We start from the raw sequence: 17,886 nt of genomic DNA, 5'->3' as shown, positions 1-17,886 counted from the left end.
CTCCGCGTCGCAGCCCGCTCGTTCGTCCCCGCCCGCCCAGCCCGCGGGCGTGGCCGCGCGCACGGATCCCGAATCTCCGGGGGTCGTCGCGCGCCACCGCCCCCACCGCATCATCGCGGTGGGAGGCGGCAAGGGTGGCATCGGCAAGTCGCTCGTCTCCGCCAACCTCGGTGTCGCGCTGGCCACGCGAGGCCAACGCGTGCTGCTGGTGGATGCGGACCTGGGCGGCGCCAACCTCCACACCTGTCTGGGCGTGGCCCAACCCACGGCCACCCTGTCGGACTTCATGCTGCGCCCCAAGGCCCGGCTGGAGGACGTCATCGTGCCCACCGGCGTGGCCAACCTGTCGCTGATCGCCGGCGCGCTGGACGTGCTGGACGCCGCCAACATCAAGTACGCCCAGAAGCAGCGGCTGCTGCGCAGCCTGCAGACCCAGTCGGTGGACTACCTCATCATCGACCTGGGCGCCGGCTCCAGCTTCAACACGCTCGACTTCTTCATCATCGCGGACCACGGCGTGCTGGTGCTGCTGCCCGAGCCGACCTCGGTGGAGAACGCCTACCGCTTCATCAAGGCCGCCTTCTACCGGAGGCTCCAGCAGGTGGAGTCGCAGTACGGCATCGAGCGCCTGGTGGAGAAGGCCCTGTCCACCCGCGAGGGAGCCGCGCGCACGCCTCATCAAATCATCCAGCACGTGCGGCAGCAGAACGCCGCGCTCGCCGAGCGGCTGGAGAAGGAGCTGGCCGCCTTCCGCGTGAAGCTGGTGCTCAACCAGGCGCGTTCCGACGGGGACCTGAACGTGGGCGCCGCGGTGGTCTCCGCGTGGAAGAAGTTCTTCGGCCTGGAGATGGATGACCTGGGGGCCATCCGCTACGACGACGAGGCCTGGCGCGCGGTGCGCAAGCGCCGGCCCATCGTCCTGGAGAAGCCCGAGTCTCCCGCCGCCATGGGTATCCAGCGCATCGCCGATCGCCTGTTGGCGCTCGACGGGGTGACGGAGTGATGTCCGCCATGAAGCACTTCGAGCAACAGTCCTATTACGAGCTCCTGGAGGTGGCAGTCACCGCCTCGGAAGATCAGATCCTCGACGCCTACGCGCGCGCGATGGAGACGTACTCACCCGACTCCATCGCCGTGTACACGCTGGCGGATCCGGAGCAGCTCGAGGCCCTGCGCGAACGGCTCACCCAGGCCATGGAAGTGCTCTGCGCGCTGGAGCGGCGCATCGAGTACGACCGGAAGATCGGCGTGACGCGTTCGCCCGAGGAGCTGGCCCGTCTGCGCGCCGAGTCCCTCAAGCGCGCGGCGGAGACCGCTACCGACACCGCACCGGCCAACGGGGCAGGGGAGGCGCCGGTCACGCAGGCCGCCGCCCCGGCGGAGCCCGTGGCCGAGGTGAAGCCGGAGGTCCAGGCCCGTCCCGCCACCGAGGAAGAGGAGCTGCCCGAGGCGGAGGTGGTGAGCGGGGAGGTGGTGGCCGAGGCGGAGCCGGTGGTCGCGTCCGAGCCCGTGGCCGAAGTGGAGCCGGTGGCCGCGTCCGAGCCCGTGGCCGAAGTGGAGCCGGTGGCCGCGTCCGAGCCGGTGGCCGCCGAGGCGAAGCCCACCATCCAGAATCCGCCCGCCGAGCCGCCCGTCGCGGTAACCCCGCCGGAGCCGAAGCCAGGGCCGGGGCCCGTTGCCGCTTCCGCCGTTCCGGAGGACGAGGTCCCCGCGGCGGATCCATCCGAGCCCACCGCCGCCCCGGCCGCGAGCACCCCACCGTCCGCCGGGCCCACTCCGGCCGCCCTCCCGCTGGTGCCCCTGGCCGCGAAGCCGGGCCACCTGCACCGGTCGCTCACGCCCGCGCCCATCTCGGGGCTCAAGCCGGCCATCCATGCCCGGCCCATGGCTTCGACGGCGCGTCACGGCTCGACCGTGCCGCCCCCGTTGCCGCCGCGCAATGGGCTCCGGGCTCCCGTGCGTCCGGAGGCCGAGTCCGCCCGTCCCGCGCCGCCTCCTTCCGCCACCCGTCCCAACGGCCAGCAGCTCGGCGAGGCCCCCGTGCTGGCGGAGGCCTCGGCCATCGCCAACGCCGAGTCGGCGCTCGCCCTCGTCTCGGCCAAGGCGCGCGACTCGCGTACCCGCCTCAAGACGGTGGTGGACATCCCCTCGGATGCCGAGTTCAACGGCGAGCTGCTGCGCCGGGTGCGCGAGAGCCGCAACCTGTCGCTCCCGATGCTCGCGGACCGCACGCGCATCTCGTCCCGCCACGTGGAGAACATCGAGGCGGACCGCTATGACATCCTGCCCGCCTCCGTCTATCTGCGCGGCATGTTGATGAGCATCGCTCGCGAGCTGGGCCTGGATCCGCTCCGGGTGTCGAAGAGCTACATGGGGCTCGTCGCATCCGGTGAGAAAAAGGCGCGCTGAGCCTTTCCGGGACGCTCAGGCGTCCCCCAGGTGTCCATGGGCTGTCTGCGAAGTTGACACCCTGGGGGGGCCTGCTTAGAAAGGTCCAGGATGACTGAAGAAGAAAAGATCAAGGCCATGCGGCTGGCCCGCGCGATTGCCTCGGATATCTCGCTCTACAACGAGCAGAAGATCATCAAGGGCATCGAGCAGGACAACCTCTTCGAGGTCCTCAAGGAGGAGCTCGAGGAGGGCCGGGAGCTCTACAAGAGCCGCGTCAGCCAGGAGATCTTCCAGAAGATGAATTTCTTCGAGCGGGCCATCAACGACATCGTGTTGCGCTCCAAGGCGCACGTGAAGTCGAAGATCTGGTGACCGCCGAGGCGCGAGAGCTCCGTGCCCCGCCCGAGTCCCGTGGCGAGCGGCTGGATCAGGTTCTCGCGCGAGCTTTTTCCGATCTGACGCGCTCGCGCATCCAGGGTCTCATCGAGGCCGGGCATGCGCGGATCGACGGCAAGTCCGCCAAGGTGGCCCAGCGGCTGCGCGGCGGCGAGCTGCTCACCCTCCAGATTCCCGCGCCCGTGGCGGCGGTGCCGGTGGCCGAGGAGCTGCCGCTCGCGGTGCTGCACGAGGATCGGGATCTCGTCGTGGTGGACAAGGCGGCGGGGATGGTGGTGCACCCGGGAGCGGGTCATGCCTCGGGGACGCTGGTGAACGCGCTGCTGCACCGGGTGAAGGATCTGGCCGGAGTGGGCGGCGAGCTGCGTCCGGGGATCGTCCACCGGTTGGACAAGGACACCACGGGCTGCCTGGTGGTGGCCAAGCACGAGTCGGCCCTGGTGGCGCTGCAGAAGTCCTTCAAGACGCGGGTGGTGGAGAAGACGTACCTGGCGCTCGTGCACGGGACGCCCAAGGCGGCCGAGGCGCGCATCGAGACGCTGTATGGCCGCCACCCGGTGCACCGCCAGCGCTTCACCGGCAAGGTGAAGGAGGGCAAGCCCGCCATCACCGAGTACCGCGTGCTCGAGGCCTTCGAGGACGCCGCGCTGGTGGAGGTGGATCTGCTCACCGGCCGGACGCATCAAATCCGCGTGCACCTGTCGGAGGCGGGCCATCCGCTGCTGTGTGACGGCGTGTACGGCGCGAGCCGCAAGGCGAAGGGGAGGGCGGCGGAGGCGGAGGAGGTGCTGGGCCGCCAGGCGCTGCACGCGTGGAAGCTGTCCTTTCCGCACCCGCGCACGGGCAAGGTGCTGCACGTGGAGGCGCCGCTGCCCGCGGACTTCACCGCCGCGCTGAAGCTGCTGCGCGCGAGTGGTGCGCCCCCGGCTCCACCCAAGGCCCGGGCCAGGAAGAAGTAGGCCCGGCCCAGGGTTCTCCTGGACGCGAGGGGCGGGGCGCGGTTATTCCCCTCCCTGTCTGGCGGGCTCATTGGGGAGCACGCCGGGCCCGGACGAGGTGCGCCGTACCCGGTCACGACAAGACGACGCCTGAGAAGGAGTGTGCGTCATGGCGTGGATCCTGCTCGTGGTGGCCGGGTTGCTCGAGGTGTGCTGGGCCATCGGACTCAAGTACACCGAGGGCTTCACCCGGCCAATCCCTACCGTGCTGACGGTGGGGGCGATCATCGCCAGCATGGTGTTGCTGGGGGTGGCGGCGAAGACCCTGCCCATCGGTACCGCCTATGCCGTCTGGGTGGGCATCGGGGCGCTGGGCGCGGCGGTGCTGGGCATCTTCCTGTTCCACGAGCCCGTCACCCCCGCGCGTGCCTTCTTCCTCGTCCTTCTGCTGACGTCCATCGTCGGCCTGAAGCTCACGAGCGGCGGGGCGTGATTACACGCCTCCGAGCGTCATCGACTGCTGGCGCCGGCTCAGCACCTTCACCGGCTGGATGGCCATGACGCGCATGAAGACCTGGAGCAGCTCCGGGTCGAACTTGTGGCGCATCTCCGTCCACATCAGCATCAGCGCCACCTCGGGGCCGTACGCGTCGCGGTAGGGCCGCCTCGACGTCAGCGCGTCGTAGGCGTCGCAGATGGCGAGGATCTTCGCGTACACCCCGAGGTTCGTCTTCGGGATGATCATCTCGATGTTGCCCCGGCCGTCGCGCACCGCCGTGCCGAAGTCCGCCTTGTGCTCGAACGTCGTCACCACGCGCAGCAGCGTCGAGCGTGTGAAGCCCTTCTCCATCAGGATGTTGCGGATGGAGATGAGCGGCGCCTTCTGGATGAGCGCCTTCTCCTCGGAGCTCAGCGCGCCCTTCTTGGTGGACAGCTCCTCGGGCAGCGTCGCCATGCCCGCGTCGTGGAAGAGCGCCGTGTAGCCCAGATCCCGCAGCTGGGCCTTGGTCAGCCCCAGCTCCATGCCGAACACGACGCTCATCAGGCACACGTTCACCTGATGGTAGACGAGGTAGTCCACCTCGCTCTTCTTCAACGTGGTCATCCCCAGGAAGTGCGTCTTCTGCTCGTAGGAGATGTCCACGAAGTCCTGGACGATCCGCAGCGCCTTCGCCGTGTTCATCGGCTTGCCGGCCTGCACCGACTCCAGGTACTTCGTCAGGAAGAACACCGCGCGCGAGTACACCGTCATCGCGTACTTCTTGCGGTCCACCTTCTGAGCATCCGGGTTGGCCAGCTCGTCCCGGTTGAGCTTCTCCTTCAGCTTGGAGAAGCGGGTGACCTTCATGTTGAGCAGCTTGCGGCCCGCCAGCCCTTCCTCGTCCACCGACGCGGACTGGTCCTTGCTGAAGATCCAGATGAAGTTCTTCAGGTCCGGCACCGTGACGAGCTTGTTCAGCGAGATGCCGCCCACGTCCTTGGCCCGCATCTCCCCCAGCAGGTAGCGCTGGTTGTCGATGGAGTTCAGGTCCACCTTCACCAGCATGTTGTTGAGGTAGAAGGAGTCCTTGACGCCCACCAGCTCCAGCCGGCCTTCCTTGGAGATGATCTGGTTGACGATGTCCTGCAGCTGGAGCAGCGGCTTCTCGAAGACCGAGTTCTCCGGGTCGTACATCTTCACCGAGCGGATCAGCATGTACAGGCCCGACACGAGCCCGCGCGCGAGCGTCTGCAGCTTCTCCGAGTAGCCGCGGCCGAACTCGCCGAGGTTCTCTTCCTGGGCCTGGGTGACTTTCAACGGGGTGTCCATCATGGCGTTCAGGCCTCCTCGGTGGTGGACGTCTCGCCGAACAGCGTCTTCTTCGTCTGGTACATGGCCTTGCGCGCGGCGTTGAGCACCTCGACGGGCTGGTTCTTGTCCTCCACCACGCCCTGCAAGGCCTTGTACGAGGGGATGGAGCACGCGCCCGCCAGCCCGGCGATGGCCAGCAGCTTGTCCTCCAGCACCTTCTTCTTGTTGAGCAGCGTGGGCTTCACGGCGATCAGCTGCAGCAGCATCGAGATGGCCCCCGGCAGGCCCGTGGAGCCCAGCGCCGTGTAGATGGCCGTGCGCTCCTCGATGCTCTTCTTCTCGAAGTCCGGGTGCTTCATCCACTTCACCAGGTCCACGTAGGCCTTGTCCCGGTCGAACTCGGGCAGCAGCCGGGCCGCCAGCATGCGCACCTGGGCGGCGGGATCGTTGAACGCCTCGAGGATGAGCTTGCGCGCCTCGGCGGTGCGGCCCCGGGCGATGATGTTCATCACCTCCAGCTTCACCGCGAGGTTCTTGTTGAGCATCACCAGGCCGAACATCTTCACCCGGTCCGGGTGGTTGCTCTTCTCCAGGACGTAGACCATGTCGCGCACGGTCTGCGGCCGATCGGACTCCAACCGCTGCACGAAGGGCTGCGGATTCTCCTGCGCGAAGCGCGCCAGCACGTCACACACCAGCAGGCGGTTCTCGGGGATTTCGATCGTCTCCAGCGCGTTGAGCATCGTGAAGATGGTGGAGGCATCCAGCACCTGCAGGTAGCGGGTGATGTCCACCGGCTGCTTGGGGCGCGTGCTCTTGAGCATCTCCGCCACGCGCATCACGCGCTGCTCCTCGCCCATCTTCAGGACGAAGTGCTCCAGCAGCGAGCCGATGCTGCTCCCGGGCGAGCGCTGCGCCATGGAGCGCATCTTCAGGACGATCTGGTTGATGGTGCCGTAGTCATCCTGGATGAGCATGGCGTCCAGCAGCTGCACGAAGACCTCCTCGAGCAGCGCCGTGTCGTCCACGCCTCCTTCGATCACCTGGAAGATGGCGCTCATCAGCTTGGGGAAGAGCCGGGCGTTCTCCTCCTCGGAGATCTCCCGCTGGAGCCGGGCCTTGAGGTCGTCCGAGGCGTAGTTGCCGGCCACCACCAGGCCGCGCATCTGCTCCACGCCGTCCAGCTTGGAGTCCAGGTCCTCCGCGTTCAAGCGGGCGAAGCGCAGGTAGTCGTCCGAGTTCGTCTTGAGGCGCGAGTAGAGGTAGCCGACCACCTTGTCGACCTCGACCTCGATCTCCTGCTCGGAGACCTCGTCCATCTTGAAGCCTTCGACGACGACGTACTCGACGTGCTCCAGGCCGGAGCGCCACAACTGGGCGAGCACGTCCTCGGCGCCGCGCTCGGGCTCGGACAGGGCGATGAGCGTGAACGTCACCAGCTCCGCGACGGTGAGGCCTGGCCGGAAGATGAGCTGGCGGATGCCGTCCCGGAAGAACTTGTAGGGCAGCGGCGTGTCCTCGGAGAAGGTGGGCTCGCCGTGCAGCATGAAGTTCTGCTGCTCCACCTTGAGGGACAGCGGGCCGTGCTTGTCCGTGTACGCGGCGAGCGCTTCCGTGGCGCGGGAGAGGAACTCGGGGAAGCGGGCCTCGTTGTGCCGGTACATGCCGATCTGCTTGATGCCCTTGAGCAGATGGAAGGTGAAGTTGCGCGCCGCCTCCAGCTTCTCCTCGACGGCCGGGTCCGTCGGGGGGGCCTGGGAGGCTTTACTGGCGGTCTGTGCCTGGGGGGCCATGACGTCCTTGGATGGGCGAGCGGGGGGGTGGGGGAAGTTCAGTCTACCCCGTTTCTTCCCGATTCGCCTCCCCGGAAAACGTCAGGAACCTGGAGGGTTTGCCCGCTGCTGTGTCCAGTAGGGGTTACTCAGCGTGTAGGGTCTGTGCACCCCTCCTCCACCAGGAGGGTGGGGCCATGGCGGAGGCGCCGGGGGGCGCCCACACTGTGGGAGCGTGGTGGCGGCGGTTTGCGGACGGGGCTTGGAGGAACACGCGGATGGGGCGTAGGAGAGAAGAGCCATGACGACCGCCGGAAACATCATGCGGAGCAGGGCTCTGCTGGTCAGCGAGAGCCTGCGCTACACCCCGGGAGACGTGCAGGGCCACCGTGTCGTCTCGATGTGGGGGGACGGTTTCATCGGGGTGGCCGCGGCGCTGAATGCCTCGGAGTACGTTGTTCTGCTGCTGCCGGGAGTCGCGCTGCTGCGCGAGCGCAAGCCGGACACGAGCGTGGGGGAGGCCCTGTTCTGCGAGGCCCAGGTGCAGCGGGGTACGGCGGTGCTCACCATCAACGTCGCGTGGCGCGAGTCGGCGGCCACGCCCCAGCAGTGGCGTGACACCTTCGCGGAAGACCTGGACCTCGAGCGGCAGTCAGCGGTGTTCCGGGACAAGCTGGAGTTCGTGGATGTGCCGGAGGCGTTCCGGCACCTGCCGGATCGCGTCGTGCGCCGCTACGTGCCGAAGTCGAACCCCGCGCGGCTGTTCCAGGACGTGTGGCTGGGCGCGTCGCGCATCAACTTCGAGCTCATGGCCTCGGTGGACAACCCGAACGAGGCGGCGCCGCGGGGACTGGATCCGCTTGTCGAGCAGGCCGAGGTCTTCGTGGATCGGGAGCTCATCCGCTCCTGGCCGGGCGTCGAGGCGGGGCCGATGAAGGCGCCGTGAAGCGAGCGCGGGAAGGAGGCCCGTGGGGGGTTACTCCTCCTCGCGCTTCCTGCCACGGCTCAGCCGTTCTTCGCCCGCCTGTCTTTCCCGTGCGAGATCGTCAACCAGGGTGAACGGGTAGATGGCCCGGTGGTTCACGTTCTTCCAATGAGCGGCCACATGGTGCTTGCCGCCGATGGTGATGAAGGCGTGCCTTGGCGGTTCGGAGAGGGCCGTGAGCCAGGCCTCGGCCTGCTCACGCGTGTCGAATGAGGCCACCACGGGAGGAAGACCTTTTTCCAGGCGGAGTTCGAGGAACTCGGCCACGACCGGAGTGGGAACGAAGGGCCAATCCCTGTCTTCGCGAGTTGCAAATACCACGTGGTATTCATTACCAATCAACACCCTGGCCTTGTAGGGCGGAACGGGCTGCTGCTCCAACCAGCGCTCTGCTTCCTCGAGTGTCTCGAACGAGGCGATGACGGGAGGAAGCGTACTGCTTCGCCAGTAGGCCAGGTAGTCCTCGAGCCCCTCGTGCTGGCCAGAAGCCTCGATGAAGATGAGTGCGTCACTGGCGCCCCTCAGTGTTTCCTTCTCTTCGGCTGATTGCGCCTGGGTCCGCAGTTGCTCAAGGTAATGAACCACGTCGGCGAAGGAGAGTGATCGCACATGACCTGGCTGCAGGTTCTTTCGGAAATCCTCGAACCGGTACAGTTGTCCACTGGTGGAGAGAAACGACGATGCACCGCCAGCGATTTCCAGGAGCTTCCTTTCCTCGTTGGAGCGGCTGTTGCGCCGGTATTCGAGGAGCAGGAGAACCGCGTCGCCAAGGGGGTTGTCGGAGCTCACTGAAATACCTCCGCGAGGTGGGGAGCGGCGGGAGCATTGGGCGACGTCAGGAGAAAGGCGGGTGCCAGTATCAGGATTCCCCCGCTGCTCATGACGACGTAGAAGACCACGCCCGTGATGATGACCGTGGCACCCACTGCGATTTCTTCCTTGTGGCGCTTCAGCCAATCGACAGCTTCGCCAGTAGCTCGAAACTCCAGGACCTCTGCTGCCTGCCGCTTGAGTCTTCTACGGCAGTTGTCGCTCTCCTTGCGACACTCATCCGTGCAATACGCCTTCAGGGCGGCTCGAGTACTTCTGTAACTGGCAATGTAGTGCTCGGCATGAGGTGGAAGAGGGCTTTCATTGCACCTCGCCATGCAATGCTCCCATACTTCAAAGCAGGCACTGTCAATCAGGTCGTCATTCTTGGGAGCACTCGTCCGCTTGATGACGCTGCCAATACCTACCGTTTCAGACTGGTACTGATACTGCTTCAGATCAAAGTCCCCGAGCGGCCTCCAGTCGTGCGTCACCCGCCCGTCTGGCGTCTCCTGGAGAACGAGCACGAACCTGCCCAGGTCGTGTGGCCCGGTGGGACTCCGGGCCGTCGTCACAGGCTTCGTCACGGTGCAGGAGACGAGGAGAAGACCGAGGCTCGACGCCGCGAGTTTCCGAAGGAACGCGCTGATGCTCATGTCGCACGCATGTAGGGCAAGGACTGATTCATGTCCAAGGGAAACGGGTGAAGGTCCGTGCCCCTCATGCGGTGTGCGCTACTTCGCGGGCCGGGCCTGCGCACCGCTCTCGCCCTTGAGACCCGTGAGGAGCAGCAGGACGGTGAGGACGGCGAAGAAGCCGAGGCCCCACAGGTTGGACTCCTGCAGGAAGCGCGAGAACGGTGTGTCGCCGAGCATTCCGGGAATGTCGATGGCGCGCGTCCAGGCTCCGTCGCTGGCGATCTCCAGGAAGGCGATGAGCACGCCCGCGATGGCCCCTCCAGCGATGTAGCCCGAGGAGAGCAGGGTGCCGGGGGAGAACTCGGCCTCGGCGGCGGTGCCTCCGCGCACCTTGTCCACCGCGTAGCGCACCATGCCGCCCACGAAGATGGGCGCACTGCTGGAGATGGGCAGATACACGCCCACCGCGAACGGCAACGACGACACGCCGCACAGCTCCAGCATCAGCGCGATGAAGACGCCCACCAGCACCAGGTCCCACGGCAGCTTCTGCGTGAGGATGCCATCGATGATGAGCGCGAAGAGCTGCGCCTTGGGCGCGGGGTAGCGCGTGAGCGGAACGCCCTCATAGTTGGTGATGCGGCCGCCGATGCCCGGGTCCACCACGTAGTGGATGGCTCCCGCCTCATCCACCAGGTACGTGCCCGTGGGCACCGGCGTCTCCGCGCCCCGCACGTAGCCCACGCGCCAGGTGCGCTCGGGGCCCGGCGTCACCGTGCCGAGCTCCGACACCTTCACCGTCTGTCCCGATGCCAGCCGCACCTCCGTGGCCGCCACCCGCTCCACCGGCTGCGCGGTCCAGCTCCGCAGCTCGGGTGCGCCGCCCGGTCCCTGCGCCACCTCGAGGCCCTGCTTCCACAAGGGGCCCTTCAGCTCGGCCAGTTTCACTCCCCTCGCCGCCAGCGCCTGCTCCGACACGCCCCACGGATACGTGTGCTGCGTGCGCGTCTCGTCGCCCACCACGCTCACCGTCTGGCCCGGGTGCGTCTCGGGGATGATGGTGGTGGCGCCCCGGTTGAGCACCACCAGCACCAGTCCGATGAGCAGCGAGCTGGTGAGCACGCCCACGAAGAGGGCGATTTGCTGCCGCCGCGGCGTTCCGCCCACCAGGTAGGCCGTCTTCAGGTCCTGCGCCGTGGTGCCTCCGTTGGAGGCCGCGATGCCCACGATGGCCGCCGTGGTGAGCGCCATGAAGCGGTCCTCGGCACTCGTCCATCCCAGCAGCAGGTACACGAGGCACGTCAGCAGCAGCGTGGCCACCACCATGCCGGAGATGGGGTTGGACGAGGAGCCGATCTCTCCCGTGATTCGCGCGCTCACCGTCACGAAGAAGAAGCCGCACACCACGATGAGCAGCGCCGACACGAGGTTGACCTGCAGCGGTGGCGCCAGCCAGATGGCCAGGACGAGCAGCGCGCTGCCCGCCAGCACCACGGTGATGGGCAGGTCCTGCTCGGTGCGCAGCAGCACGGGCCCCGCCTCCTTGCGCCGCGAGGCCAGGAAGGTGTCCAGTCCGCGCCGGAAGGCGTTGAGGATGGTGGGCAGCGAGCGGATGAGGCTGACGAGCCCTCCGGTGGCCACCGCGCCCGCGCCGATGTACAGCACGTATGCGTCCCGTATCGTGTCCGGGTCCATGTCCCGGATGAGCGTGCCGTCCGGCCGCAGCAACGGTTGCTCGAGCCCGCTGCCGAAGAAGGTGATGAGCGGAATCAGGATGAGGTAGCTGAGCACGCCCCCCGCGAAGGTGATGGACGCCACCTTGGGTCCGATGATGTAGCCCACGCCGAGCAGCTCCGGGCTCACCTCCATGGACACGGAGCCGCCCGCGTAGCCCGCCCTCTGCGCCACCCCGGCCGCCGTCGTCTTCACCCAGCTCAGCGCCGTGCCCACCACCTCCTTGAAGAGGTGCAGGCCCGCGTAGGCGAACTTGTAGAGCCCTCCCACCCCGAAGCCGAGCACCACCGTGCGGGCGTTCGTCCCGCCCTCCTCGCCCACCACGAGCACGTCCGCCGCGGCGGTGCCCTCGGGGTAGGTGAGCTTTCCGTGCTCGTGGACGATGAGGCCCTCGCGCAGCGGAATCATCATCAGCACGCCCAGCACGCCGCCCAGCGATGCCACCAGGAAGGCATGCATGAGATCGATGTCGTAGCCCAGCAACAGCAGCGCGGGCAGTGCCGCGGCGATCCCGAAGGCGAGCGACTCGCCGGCCGAGCCCACCGTCTGGACGATGGTGTTCTCCAGGATGTTGGAGCGGCCGAACGCCCGGAAGATGGCGATGGACAGCACCGCTATCGGAATGGATGCCGACACCGTCAGGCCCACCTTCACCGCCAGGTACACCGACGAGGCCCCGAAGACGATGCCCAGCACCGAGCCGAGCGCCAGTCCGCGCAGGGTCAGTTCCGGCCGCGACTCGTTGGCCGGCACGTAGGGGGTGTGCGCCAGGGGCGTGGCCGCCTGGGCGACAGGGACGCGATCCTCGGAGATCGGCGGTTGGCCGTGGGACAAAGGGGGCGCTCCTCGCTGCGAGGGAAGCGGCCCTTCTAGCAGACGGGCGAGCCCGTGGATCGCCGCTCGCTCCGCATATGCGGCCTGATGTGCGGCCCTGGAAACACGAAGGCGCCCCCACCGCGAACGGTGGAGACGCCCCGGGTGCTTGCCCCTCGGGGCTCCGCTGGCACTACTGCATGGACGCGGCGGTGTCTGGATCCACCTCGGCCATCAGCGCGGCCAGCTCGGCCTTGAGCTTGTCCTTGGCGCGGATCTCCAACTGGCGGGCGCGCTCGCGCGAGAAGCCGAAGTGCTCGCCCAGCTCCTTGAGCGTCATGGGGCGCTCGTTCATCACGCGCTGCTCGATGATGAAGCGCTCGCGCGGATCCAGCCGCATCAGCGCCGTGCGCACCCGGGCGTTGATGAGGCCCGCCTCCTCCTTGTCCGCGAACTCATCGTCCTGCGGCGCGCTCGCGCTCACCACGAAGTCCACGTGGCTGTTGCCCCCGTCCTCGCCCATCGGCGCGTCCAGCGACAAGTCCCGCCCGCCCATGCGCTGCTCCATCTCGCGCACCTCGCCGGGCTTCACGTGCAGCCGCTTGGCGATCTCATCCACGTTCACCACCGAGCCGTCCGCGTCGCCCAGCTTCTCCAGCTCGCGGCGCGTGCGCGCCAGGCTGAAGAACAGCTTGCGCTGGGCCTGCGTGGTCCCGAGCTTCACCAGCGACCAGCTCTTGAGGATGTAGTTCTGGATGTACGCGCGGATCCACCACACCGCGTAGGAGATGAGGCGGATGCCCTTGTCCGGATCGAACTTCTGCACCGCCTTCATCAGGCCGATGTTCCCCTCCTGGATGAGGTCGGACATCTTGATGCCGTAGGAGCGGTACTCGTAGGCCACCTTCACCACGAAGCGCAGGTTGGAGGTCACCAGCCGGTGGCCCGCGGCGAGGTCGCCCTTGATGAAGCGGCGGGCCAGGGCCTGCTCCTCTTCTACCGAGAGCAGGGCGTACTGGTTGATCTCCGAGAGGTACATGGCCAGCGAGCCCGAGTTGGACGACTGCTCAGTAGAGAGCTGCATGGTTTCTCCCGAGTGACCCCGTATCGGGGCCGGTGAGAAGTAGTTTGGAACCGCGTGACAACCCGATGCAGGGTGGCTAGAGCAACGTGTGTGCCATGGCCTCACGCGGGAATTCGCCAGTCGCAACGCATACTTGGCCGATGCGAGCGCCCGACGGTGGACGGAAGCCCGTAAGCGTTACAGCGCCGGGCTTGGCCCACCGATCAATAGGGGCAGTAAAGAATGCGCCTCGATTCTCAAATGGCCTCCAGGACCCCCGTCCGCAATTGAACTGTGGGGCAGGCGAGACGGGGGCCTGTCATCGCCCCCTTCGTCCCAACGGGTAATAAGGAGGCCCCTTGCCGCTGGCCGGAGAAGTCCTCGTGCCCCGCCGGAGAGCAGGCGGAGGGACGGGCGCTCTCCGCCTCAGGACGCCCGGGCGCGCGGGGTCTGCTGCTGCTGCTTGTGCACCTCGACGCTGTGCTTCAGCTCCTTGAGGAGCCGGGCCGACTCGCCGGGTTGCAGAGGACGCTGGCCGAAGCGGGCCTCCAGGTAGCGGCGTGTGAGCGGCGACACCGCCGGGGCCAGCGGGTGCGCGTCCCGGGTGAGCCGCGCCGACACGTCCTCGAGCGTCTCGCCATCGCCCGCGCGCACGCCCGCCGCCGCGAGCTGGCGCTCCACCGAGTCCACGAAGCGTGTGGCCTCGAGCACCGGGGCCCGGGCCTTGCGCCGCGACAGGTACCTCCACGTCCAGTACACGGCCGCGCCGGCCATCGCCGCCGTCAGCCAGGCCCGCAGCGGTGGCAGCTGGGTGCGCTCCTTGCCCGGCTCGTTGCGCGGCGGACGCGACATGTCCCGCAGGAAGTTCATCTGGTCGCGGAACGAGTAGTCGACGACGGACGAACGCCACATGCCCTCGATGGCCTCGTAGAGCGAGATGAGCGACTCCAGCAGCTCCAGCGACTGGTTGGCGCGGAACGCGGGAGGCGTGGCGTCCACCGTGACGAAGCCGCGCCCGGGCACCAACACGTGCGTCCACGCGTGGGCATCTCCGGCGCGCACGAGGTACTCGTCTCCCACGCGCTCGCCGCCGAAGAAGCCCGTGGCGAGCCGGGCCTCGAAGCCCTGGGTGCGCAGCATCAGCGTGAGCGCCGTGGCGAAGTGCTCGCAGTGGCCCGCCTTGCGCACGAAGAGGAACTCCATCAGCGGATCCGCCACGTCCCCGCCCAGCTCCAGCGTGTACGTGTACTCGCGCTGCAGCCAGTTGGAGAGCTTCTGGGCCGCGGCCAGCGGATCCGTCTCGTTGCCCACCACCTGGTGCGCCAGCTCCTCGATGCGCGGATCGATGTTCTCGGGCAGGGACAGGAGCTGGTCCAGCTCCTTCTGGGCCAGCTTGCCCGGATCCGTGTCCGTGCCCGGTGGCACGCTGTACACCTCGTACGAGTACCCGAGCGCCTCCTCCACGAAGCGCAGCTCGTCGCCACCCAGCTCCTGCAGTTGCGTGCGCCGGTCGCCGGTGGGCGTGTGCATGAGGGCGTTGCCCAGCTTGGAGGGCGTCTCCATGGCGATCAGCGTGCGGGCGCCATAGGCGGGCAGCAATTCGATTCGCTGGTACACCTGCTTCTCCGCGCCCGGGCGCAGCGTCACGCGCGTGCGGCGGCGCTTGCTGGGCGCGCCGATCGTCGACCACTCCTGGCCGTTGAAGGTGTCGTAGGTGCGGCCCAGCCAGTAGGCATCGAGCCGCTGGGAGCCGGGATCCGGCGTCAGCTTCGCCCGCAGCACCACGCGGGGGTTGCTCTTGAGGGTGCCCGAGCCGCCCAGGCGCACGGTGTCGGAGAAGCCGCTGGTGGCCGGGCCGAGTCCGGGAGCCGCCCGGCGCACGCCCACGTTCCAGTTGAGGCGCGGGAAGAGGACGAAGAAGGCCACCGCGCCGGCCATGGCGACGAGCACCCCCTTGGACAGCGGGCGCAGCACGTGGCGCACGGGCACCGGTTCGCCCGGGGGCACCGCGGCTTCCACCACCGCGAGTCCCAGCGACAGGCTCGCCAGCACGGCGAAGGCCAGCAGACACACGGCGAAGAGCAATTCACCGGAGAGCGCCGCGCCGCCGGCGATCATCAACAGGCCGGCCAGCAGCACCTGTCCGTCCGTGGTGGGGCTGGTCTCCGACAGCAGCCGTTGCGAGGCGACGAGGCCCGCGAAGGAGCAGGCGGCCACCACGAGATCCATCTGCCCCGCGGCCACGGCCAGGTAGAGCGCGCCCGCCAGGGGCACCAGGAGGATCGCCGTCAGCCGGGGCGCGCGGGCGAAGGGATGGAAGCCCATCAGCGACACGAGCACCGCCACGATCACCAGCGCGAGCGCCCACACGGGCACCTGGCCGGACACGGCCATGGAGGAGAAGGCCGCCGCGGTGCCCAGGTCTCTCAGGATGAGGCGCAGCCGGTTGGGCCGGGTCGTCATGCCGCTTCCTCCCGTTGCTCCTCGAAGCCCAGCCACGCCAGGGCACGGAGGATGGCGCGCTCCTGTCCACTGCCCGCGCCCGGACGCAGCCGCTGCTGGGGCAGCTCCAGCCCCACCTCGTGGCCGGCCTCGAGCAGCCGGTGGGCCTGCTCCGCCACCTCCTCGCAGCGCCGCTCCAGCGCGTCACCCGTCAGCCCGGCCTGCACGCCGAGGATGTACGTGCGGCGCTCCTCGCGCTCGCGCTCCACCTTGAGCAGCTTGCCCACCGAGGCGCTCTTCAACCAGTGCACGCGCCGGGCGTCCTCGTGCTCGCCCAGCTCGCGCAGGCCCGCGATGTCTCCGGTGCCGTCCAGCCGGTGGGGGTTGTTGGCCTCGCCCACGTGTCCCACGGCCGCCTCGCCCGGATCCGCGCAGGCGAAGCCCCGCCGCGGGTAGACGAGCAGGGTGCCCTCCAACGCGAAGACGCGCGTCTTGGCGAACAGGCCCAGGGGCCACGTGGTGGTGATGCGCACGCCCGTCAGCTTCACCGGGCCCCGGCGGGGCGCGGTGAGATCGGCGCGCACCACGTGCTCGGCGCCCGCTGGCAGGTAGCCCACACCGCCCTCGCCGGCGAGGGGCGAGTCCACCTCGGACAGGGTGAGGGCGAAGGCGTGCCCCTGGCGGCGGGTGATGCCCCAGCGGAAGGCGAAGGGCTCTCCCGCGAAGGCTCCCTCCGTGCCGACGCGCCGCACCGTCAGATCCTTGATGCAGCGCTCGGACAGCACGCCGGAGAGGATGATGACGCTCAGCAACAACCCCAGCACGAGGTAGAGGAGGTTGTTGCCGGTGTTGAGGGCGCCCAGGCCCACGCCGAACGTCACCACGAGGTAGGTGCGTCCCACGCTCGTCACCTTGAGGGTGCGAGGCGGGCGGAGGGCGGCCTTGATGCGGCGCCAGAGGGAGGGAGGCGGGGTGCTCACCGGGGCGCGACGACCTTCCGGGCGACCTCTTCGATGAGGTGGGTCGCCTCGTCACGGGTGTAGGCGCCCTGGTTGGCGCTGCGCAGCAGGAGCCGGTGGGCCAGACACGGCGCGAGCACCGCCCGCACGTCGCCGGGGGTGACGAAGTCTCGCGACTCCCAGAGGGCATGGGCCCGGGCGGCCATGCCCAGCGCGAGCACCGCGCGGGTGGAGGCGCCGCGCTCGATGTCGCCGTGGGCGCGCGTGGCCTGGGCCAGCCGCACGATGTACTCGGCCACGGTGTCGTCCAGACGCTGGGCGGCCACCTGGGCGCGCAGCTCCGTCAGCTCCTCGGGCGAGGTCACCGCCTTCAGTGCCTCCACGGGCGAGGAGGCATCGCGCGTGGTGAGCAGGCGTGCTTCCACCTCGGGGGACGGGTGGCCCAGCGACAGGCGCATGAGGAAACGATCGAGCTGCGAGTCCGGCAGCGGGTAGGTGCCGGAGAAATCCACCGGGTTCTGCGTGGCCACGACGGTGAAGGGGCGGGGCAGGGCGTGGGTGGCGCCGTCGAGCGACACCTGGCCCTGGGCCATGGCCTCGAGCAGGGCGGACTGGGTGCGAGGCGGGGCGCGGTTGAGCTCGTCGGCGAGGACGAGCTGGCGGAAGAGGGGACCGGGCCGGAAGGAGAAGGTGGCCGTCTGGGCGTGGAAGACCTGGGCGCCGAGGATGTCGGCCGGCATGAGGTCCGCGGTGAACTGGACGCGGGAGAAGGAGAGGTCGAAGGAGCGGGCGAGGGCCTCCACCAGCGTCGTCTTGCCGACTCCGGGGACGTCTTCGAGGAGCAGGTGCCCACCGGCGACCACGCAGGTGACGGCGAGGCGGACCTCCTTGTCCTTGCCCTGGACCGCCAGGGAGAGGTTGGCGGCCACACGCTCCAGGGCGGCCCGCGCCGTGGCGGGGGAGGGAAGGGGATTGATGGCTCTGGCAGGGGAGTTCATCGCGGCCCGCACTCTACTCCAGCGGTGCCAATGCTGAACCCCTGGGGTGGAGGCAGGCTGTGCTCGCCAACCCGTACTCCGGGTAAAACGGGCTCGAGTGGGATTCGGCGCTTGGGCGAGCACATGGCATGTGTTCTGCTCTGGCGCCGTATGCT

At 68.4% G+C, this 17,886-nt stretch carries 15 protein-coding genes and 1 riboswitch; of the genes, 6 read left to right on the top strand and 9 right to left on the bottom strand.

Annotated elements, in window-relative coordinates; all coding sequences use genetic code 11:
• Nucleotides 1-49 precede the first annotated feature (49 nt).
• The 5 genes from Q664_RS15835 (at nt 50) to sugE (ending at nt 4,218) form a co-directional block, all read left to right on the top strand.
• On the top strand, nt 50-1,003 hold the full coding sequence (locus Q664_RS15835) for a P-loop NTPase (RefSeq protein WP_043395405.1): 954 nt from the start codon (nt 50-52) through the stop codon (nt 1,001-1,003).
• Complete coding sequence (locus Q664_RS15830) at nt 1,003-2,409, top strand: helix-turn-helix domain-containing protein (RefSeq protein ID WP_052518179.1); 1,407 nt, start codon at nt 1,003-1,005, stop codon at nt 2,407-2,409. The genes Q664_RS15835 and Q664_RS15830 overlap by 1 nt, the downstream gene beginning before the upstream one ends.
• A 90-nt stretch (nt 2,410-2,499) precedes the next feature.
• Complete coding sequence (locus Q664_RS15825) at nt 2,500-2,763, top strand: hypothetical protein (RefSeq protein WP_043395375.1); 264 nt, start codon at nt 2,500-2,502, stop codon at nt 2,761-2,763.
• Complete coding sequence (locus Q664_RS15820) at nt 2,757-3,746, top strand: RluA family pseudouridine synthase (protein WP_043395374.1); 990 nt, start codon at nt 2,757-2,759, stop codon at nt 3,744-3,746. The genes Q664_RS15825 and Q664_RS15820 overlap by 7 nt, the downstream gene beginning before the upstream one ends.
• A gap of 72 nt (nt 3,747-3,818) precedes the next feature.
• A riboswitch (guanidine-III (ykkC-III) riboswitch) is annotated at nt 3,819-3,878 on the top strand.
• 16 nt (nt 3,879-3,894) lie between these two features.
• Nucleotides 3,895-4,218 carry a quaternary ammonium compound efflux SMR transporter SugE gene (sugE, locus tag Q664_RS15815; protein ID WP_043395373.1) on the top strand — a complete coding sequence of 108 codons (324 nt, stop codon included), beginning with the start codon at nt 3,895-3,897 and terminating at the stop codon, nt 4,216-4,218.
• On the opposite strand, the gene Q664_RS15810 is transcribed toward sugE, so the two are convergent.
• Both Q664_RS15810 and Q664_RS15805 read right to left on the bottom strand, forming a co-directional pair.
• Nucleotides 4,219-5,535: an HD-GYP domain-containing protein gene (locus Q664_RS15810; protein WP_043395401.1), complete on the bottom strand. Its 1,317-nt coding sequence runs from the start codon at nt 5,533-5,535 to the stop codon at nt 4,219-4,221. It lies immediately after the preceding gene.
• An 8-nt stretch (nt 5,536-5,543) separates the two neighbouring features.
• Entirely contained in the window at nt 5,544-7,310 is a 1,767-nt protein-coding gene (locus Q664_RS15805) for a HEAT repeat domain-containing protein (RefSeq protein ID WP_043395372.1), read from the bottom strand.
• 280 nt (nt 7,311-7,590) lie between these two features.
• Here Q664_RS15805 and Q664_RS15800 point away from each other — a divergent pair, with 280 nt between their 5' ends.
• Nucleotides 7,591-8,235, top strand: coding sequence for a hypothetical protein (locus Q664_RS15800; RefSeq protein ID WP_043395371.1), 645 nt, complete (start codon nt 7,591-7,593; stop codon nt 8,233-8,235).
• A gap of 30 nt (nt 8,236-8,265) precedes the next feature.
• Here the strand turns inward: Q664_RS15800 and Q664_RS15795 are convergent, their stop codons facing one another.
• From Q664_RS15795 to Q664_RS15765, 7 genes are all read right to left on the bottom strand, one after another.
• Nucleotides 8,266-9,063: a hypothetical protein gene (locus Q664_RS15795; protein ID WP_052518177.1), complete on the bottom strand. Its 798-nt coding sequence runs from the start codon at nt 9,061-9,063 to the stop codon at nt 8,266-8,268.
• Entirely contained in the window at nt 9,060-9,740 is a 681-nt protein-coding gene (locus Q664_RS60880) for a hypothetical protein (RefSeq protein WP_235216716.1), read from the bottom strand. Before Q664_RS60880 ends, Q664_RS15795 begins: the two co-directional genes overlap by 4 nt.
• Nucleotides 9,741-9,818: 78 nt before the next feature.
• On the bottom strand, nt 9,819-12,290 hold the full coding sequence (locus Q664_RS15785; RefSeq protein ID WP_043395370.1) for an OPT family oligopeptide transporter: 2,472 nt from the start codon (nt 12,288-12,290) through the stop codon (nt 9,819-9,821).
• Between the two features lie 172 nt (nt 12,291-12,462).
• Entirely contained in the window at nt 12,463-13,353 is an 891-nt protein-coding gene (locus tag Q664_RS15780) for an RNA polymerase factor sigma-32 (RefSeq protein ID WP_043395369.1), read from the bottom strand.
• Between the two features lie 405 nt (nt 13,354-13,758).
• Nucleotides 13,759-15,795, bottom strand: a complete 2,037-nt coding sequence (locus tag Q664_RS15775; protein ID WP_152622124.1) for a transglutaminase TgpA family protein — start codon at nt 15,793-15,795, stop codon at nt 13,759-13,761.
• On the bottom strand, nt 15,792-16,754 hold the full coding sequence (locus tag Q664_RS15770) for a DUF58 domain-containing protein (protein ID WP_043395366.1): 963 nt from the start codon (nt 16,752-16,754) through the stop codon (nt 15,792-15,794). Before Q664_RS15770 ends, Q664_RS15775 begins: the two co-directional genes overlap by 4 nt.
• Nucleotides 16,751-17,731: an AAA family ATPase gene (locus tag Q664_RS15765; RefSeq protein WP_043395364.1), complete on the bottom strand. Its 981-nt coding sequence runs from the start codon at nt 17,729-17,731 to the stop codon at nt 16,751-16,753. Before Q664_RS15765 ends, Q664_RS15770 begins: the two co-directional genes overlap by 4 nt.
• Nucleotides 17,732-17,886 lie beyond the last annotated feature (155 nt).

The sequence above is a fragment of the Archangium violaceum Cb vi76 genome (assembly GCF_000733295.1).
Lineage (GTDB): Bacteria > Myxococcota > Myxococcia > Myxococcales > Myxococcaceae > Archangium > Archangium violaceum.
This window is presented reverse-complemented; position numbering and strand designations above follow the sequence as displayed.

Excerpts from the sequence above, each read along its gene's own strand:
- Q664_RS15810 (WP_043395401.1), bottom strand. The coding sequence starts at position 5,535 with ATGGACACCCCGTTGAAAGTCACCCAGGCCCAGGAAGAGAACCTCGGC.
- Q664_RS15830 (WP_052518179.1), top strand. The coding sequence starts at position 1,003 with ATGTCCGCCATGAAGCACTTCGAGCAACAGTCCTATTACGAGCTCCTG.
- Q664_RS15780 (WP_043395369.1), bottom strand. The coding sequence starts at position 13,353 with ATGCAGCTCTCTACTGAGCAGTCGTCCAACTCGGGCTCGCTGGCCATG.
- Q664_RS15800 (WP_043395371.1), top strand. The coding sequence starts at position 7,591 with ATGACGACCGCCGGAAACATCATGCGGAGCAGGGCTCTGCTGGTCAGC.
- sugE (WP_043395373.1), top strand. The coding sequence starts at position 3,895 with ATGGCGTGGATCCTGCTCGTGGTGGCCGGGTTGCTCGAGGTGTGCTGG.
- Q664_RS60880 (WP_235216716.1), bottom strand. The coding sequence starts at position 9,740 with ATGAGCATCAGCGCGTTCCTTCGGAAACTCGCGGCGTCGAGCCTCGGT.
- Q664_RS15775 (WP_152622124.1), bottom strand. The coding sequence starts at position 15,795 with ATGACGACCCGGCCCAACCGGCTGCGCCTCATCCTGAGAGACCTGGGC.
- Q664_RS15825 (WP_043395375.1), top strand. The coding sequence starts at position 2,500 with ATGACTGAAGAAGAAAAGATCAAGGCCATGCGGCTGGCCCGCGCGATT.
- Q664_RS15765 (WP_043395364.1), bottom strand. The coding sequence starts at position 17,731 with ATGAACTCCCCTGCCAGAGCCATCAATCCCCTTCCCTCCCCCGCCACG.
- Q664_RS15805 (WP_043395372.1), bottom strand. The coding sequence starts at position 7,310 with ATGGCCCCCCAGGCACAGACCGCCAGTAAAGCCTCCCAGGCCCCCCCG.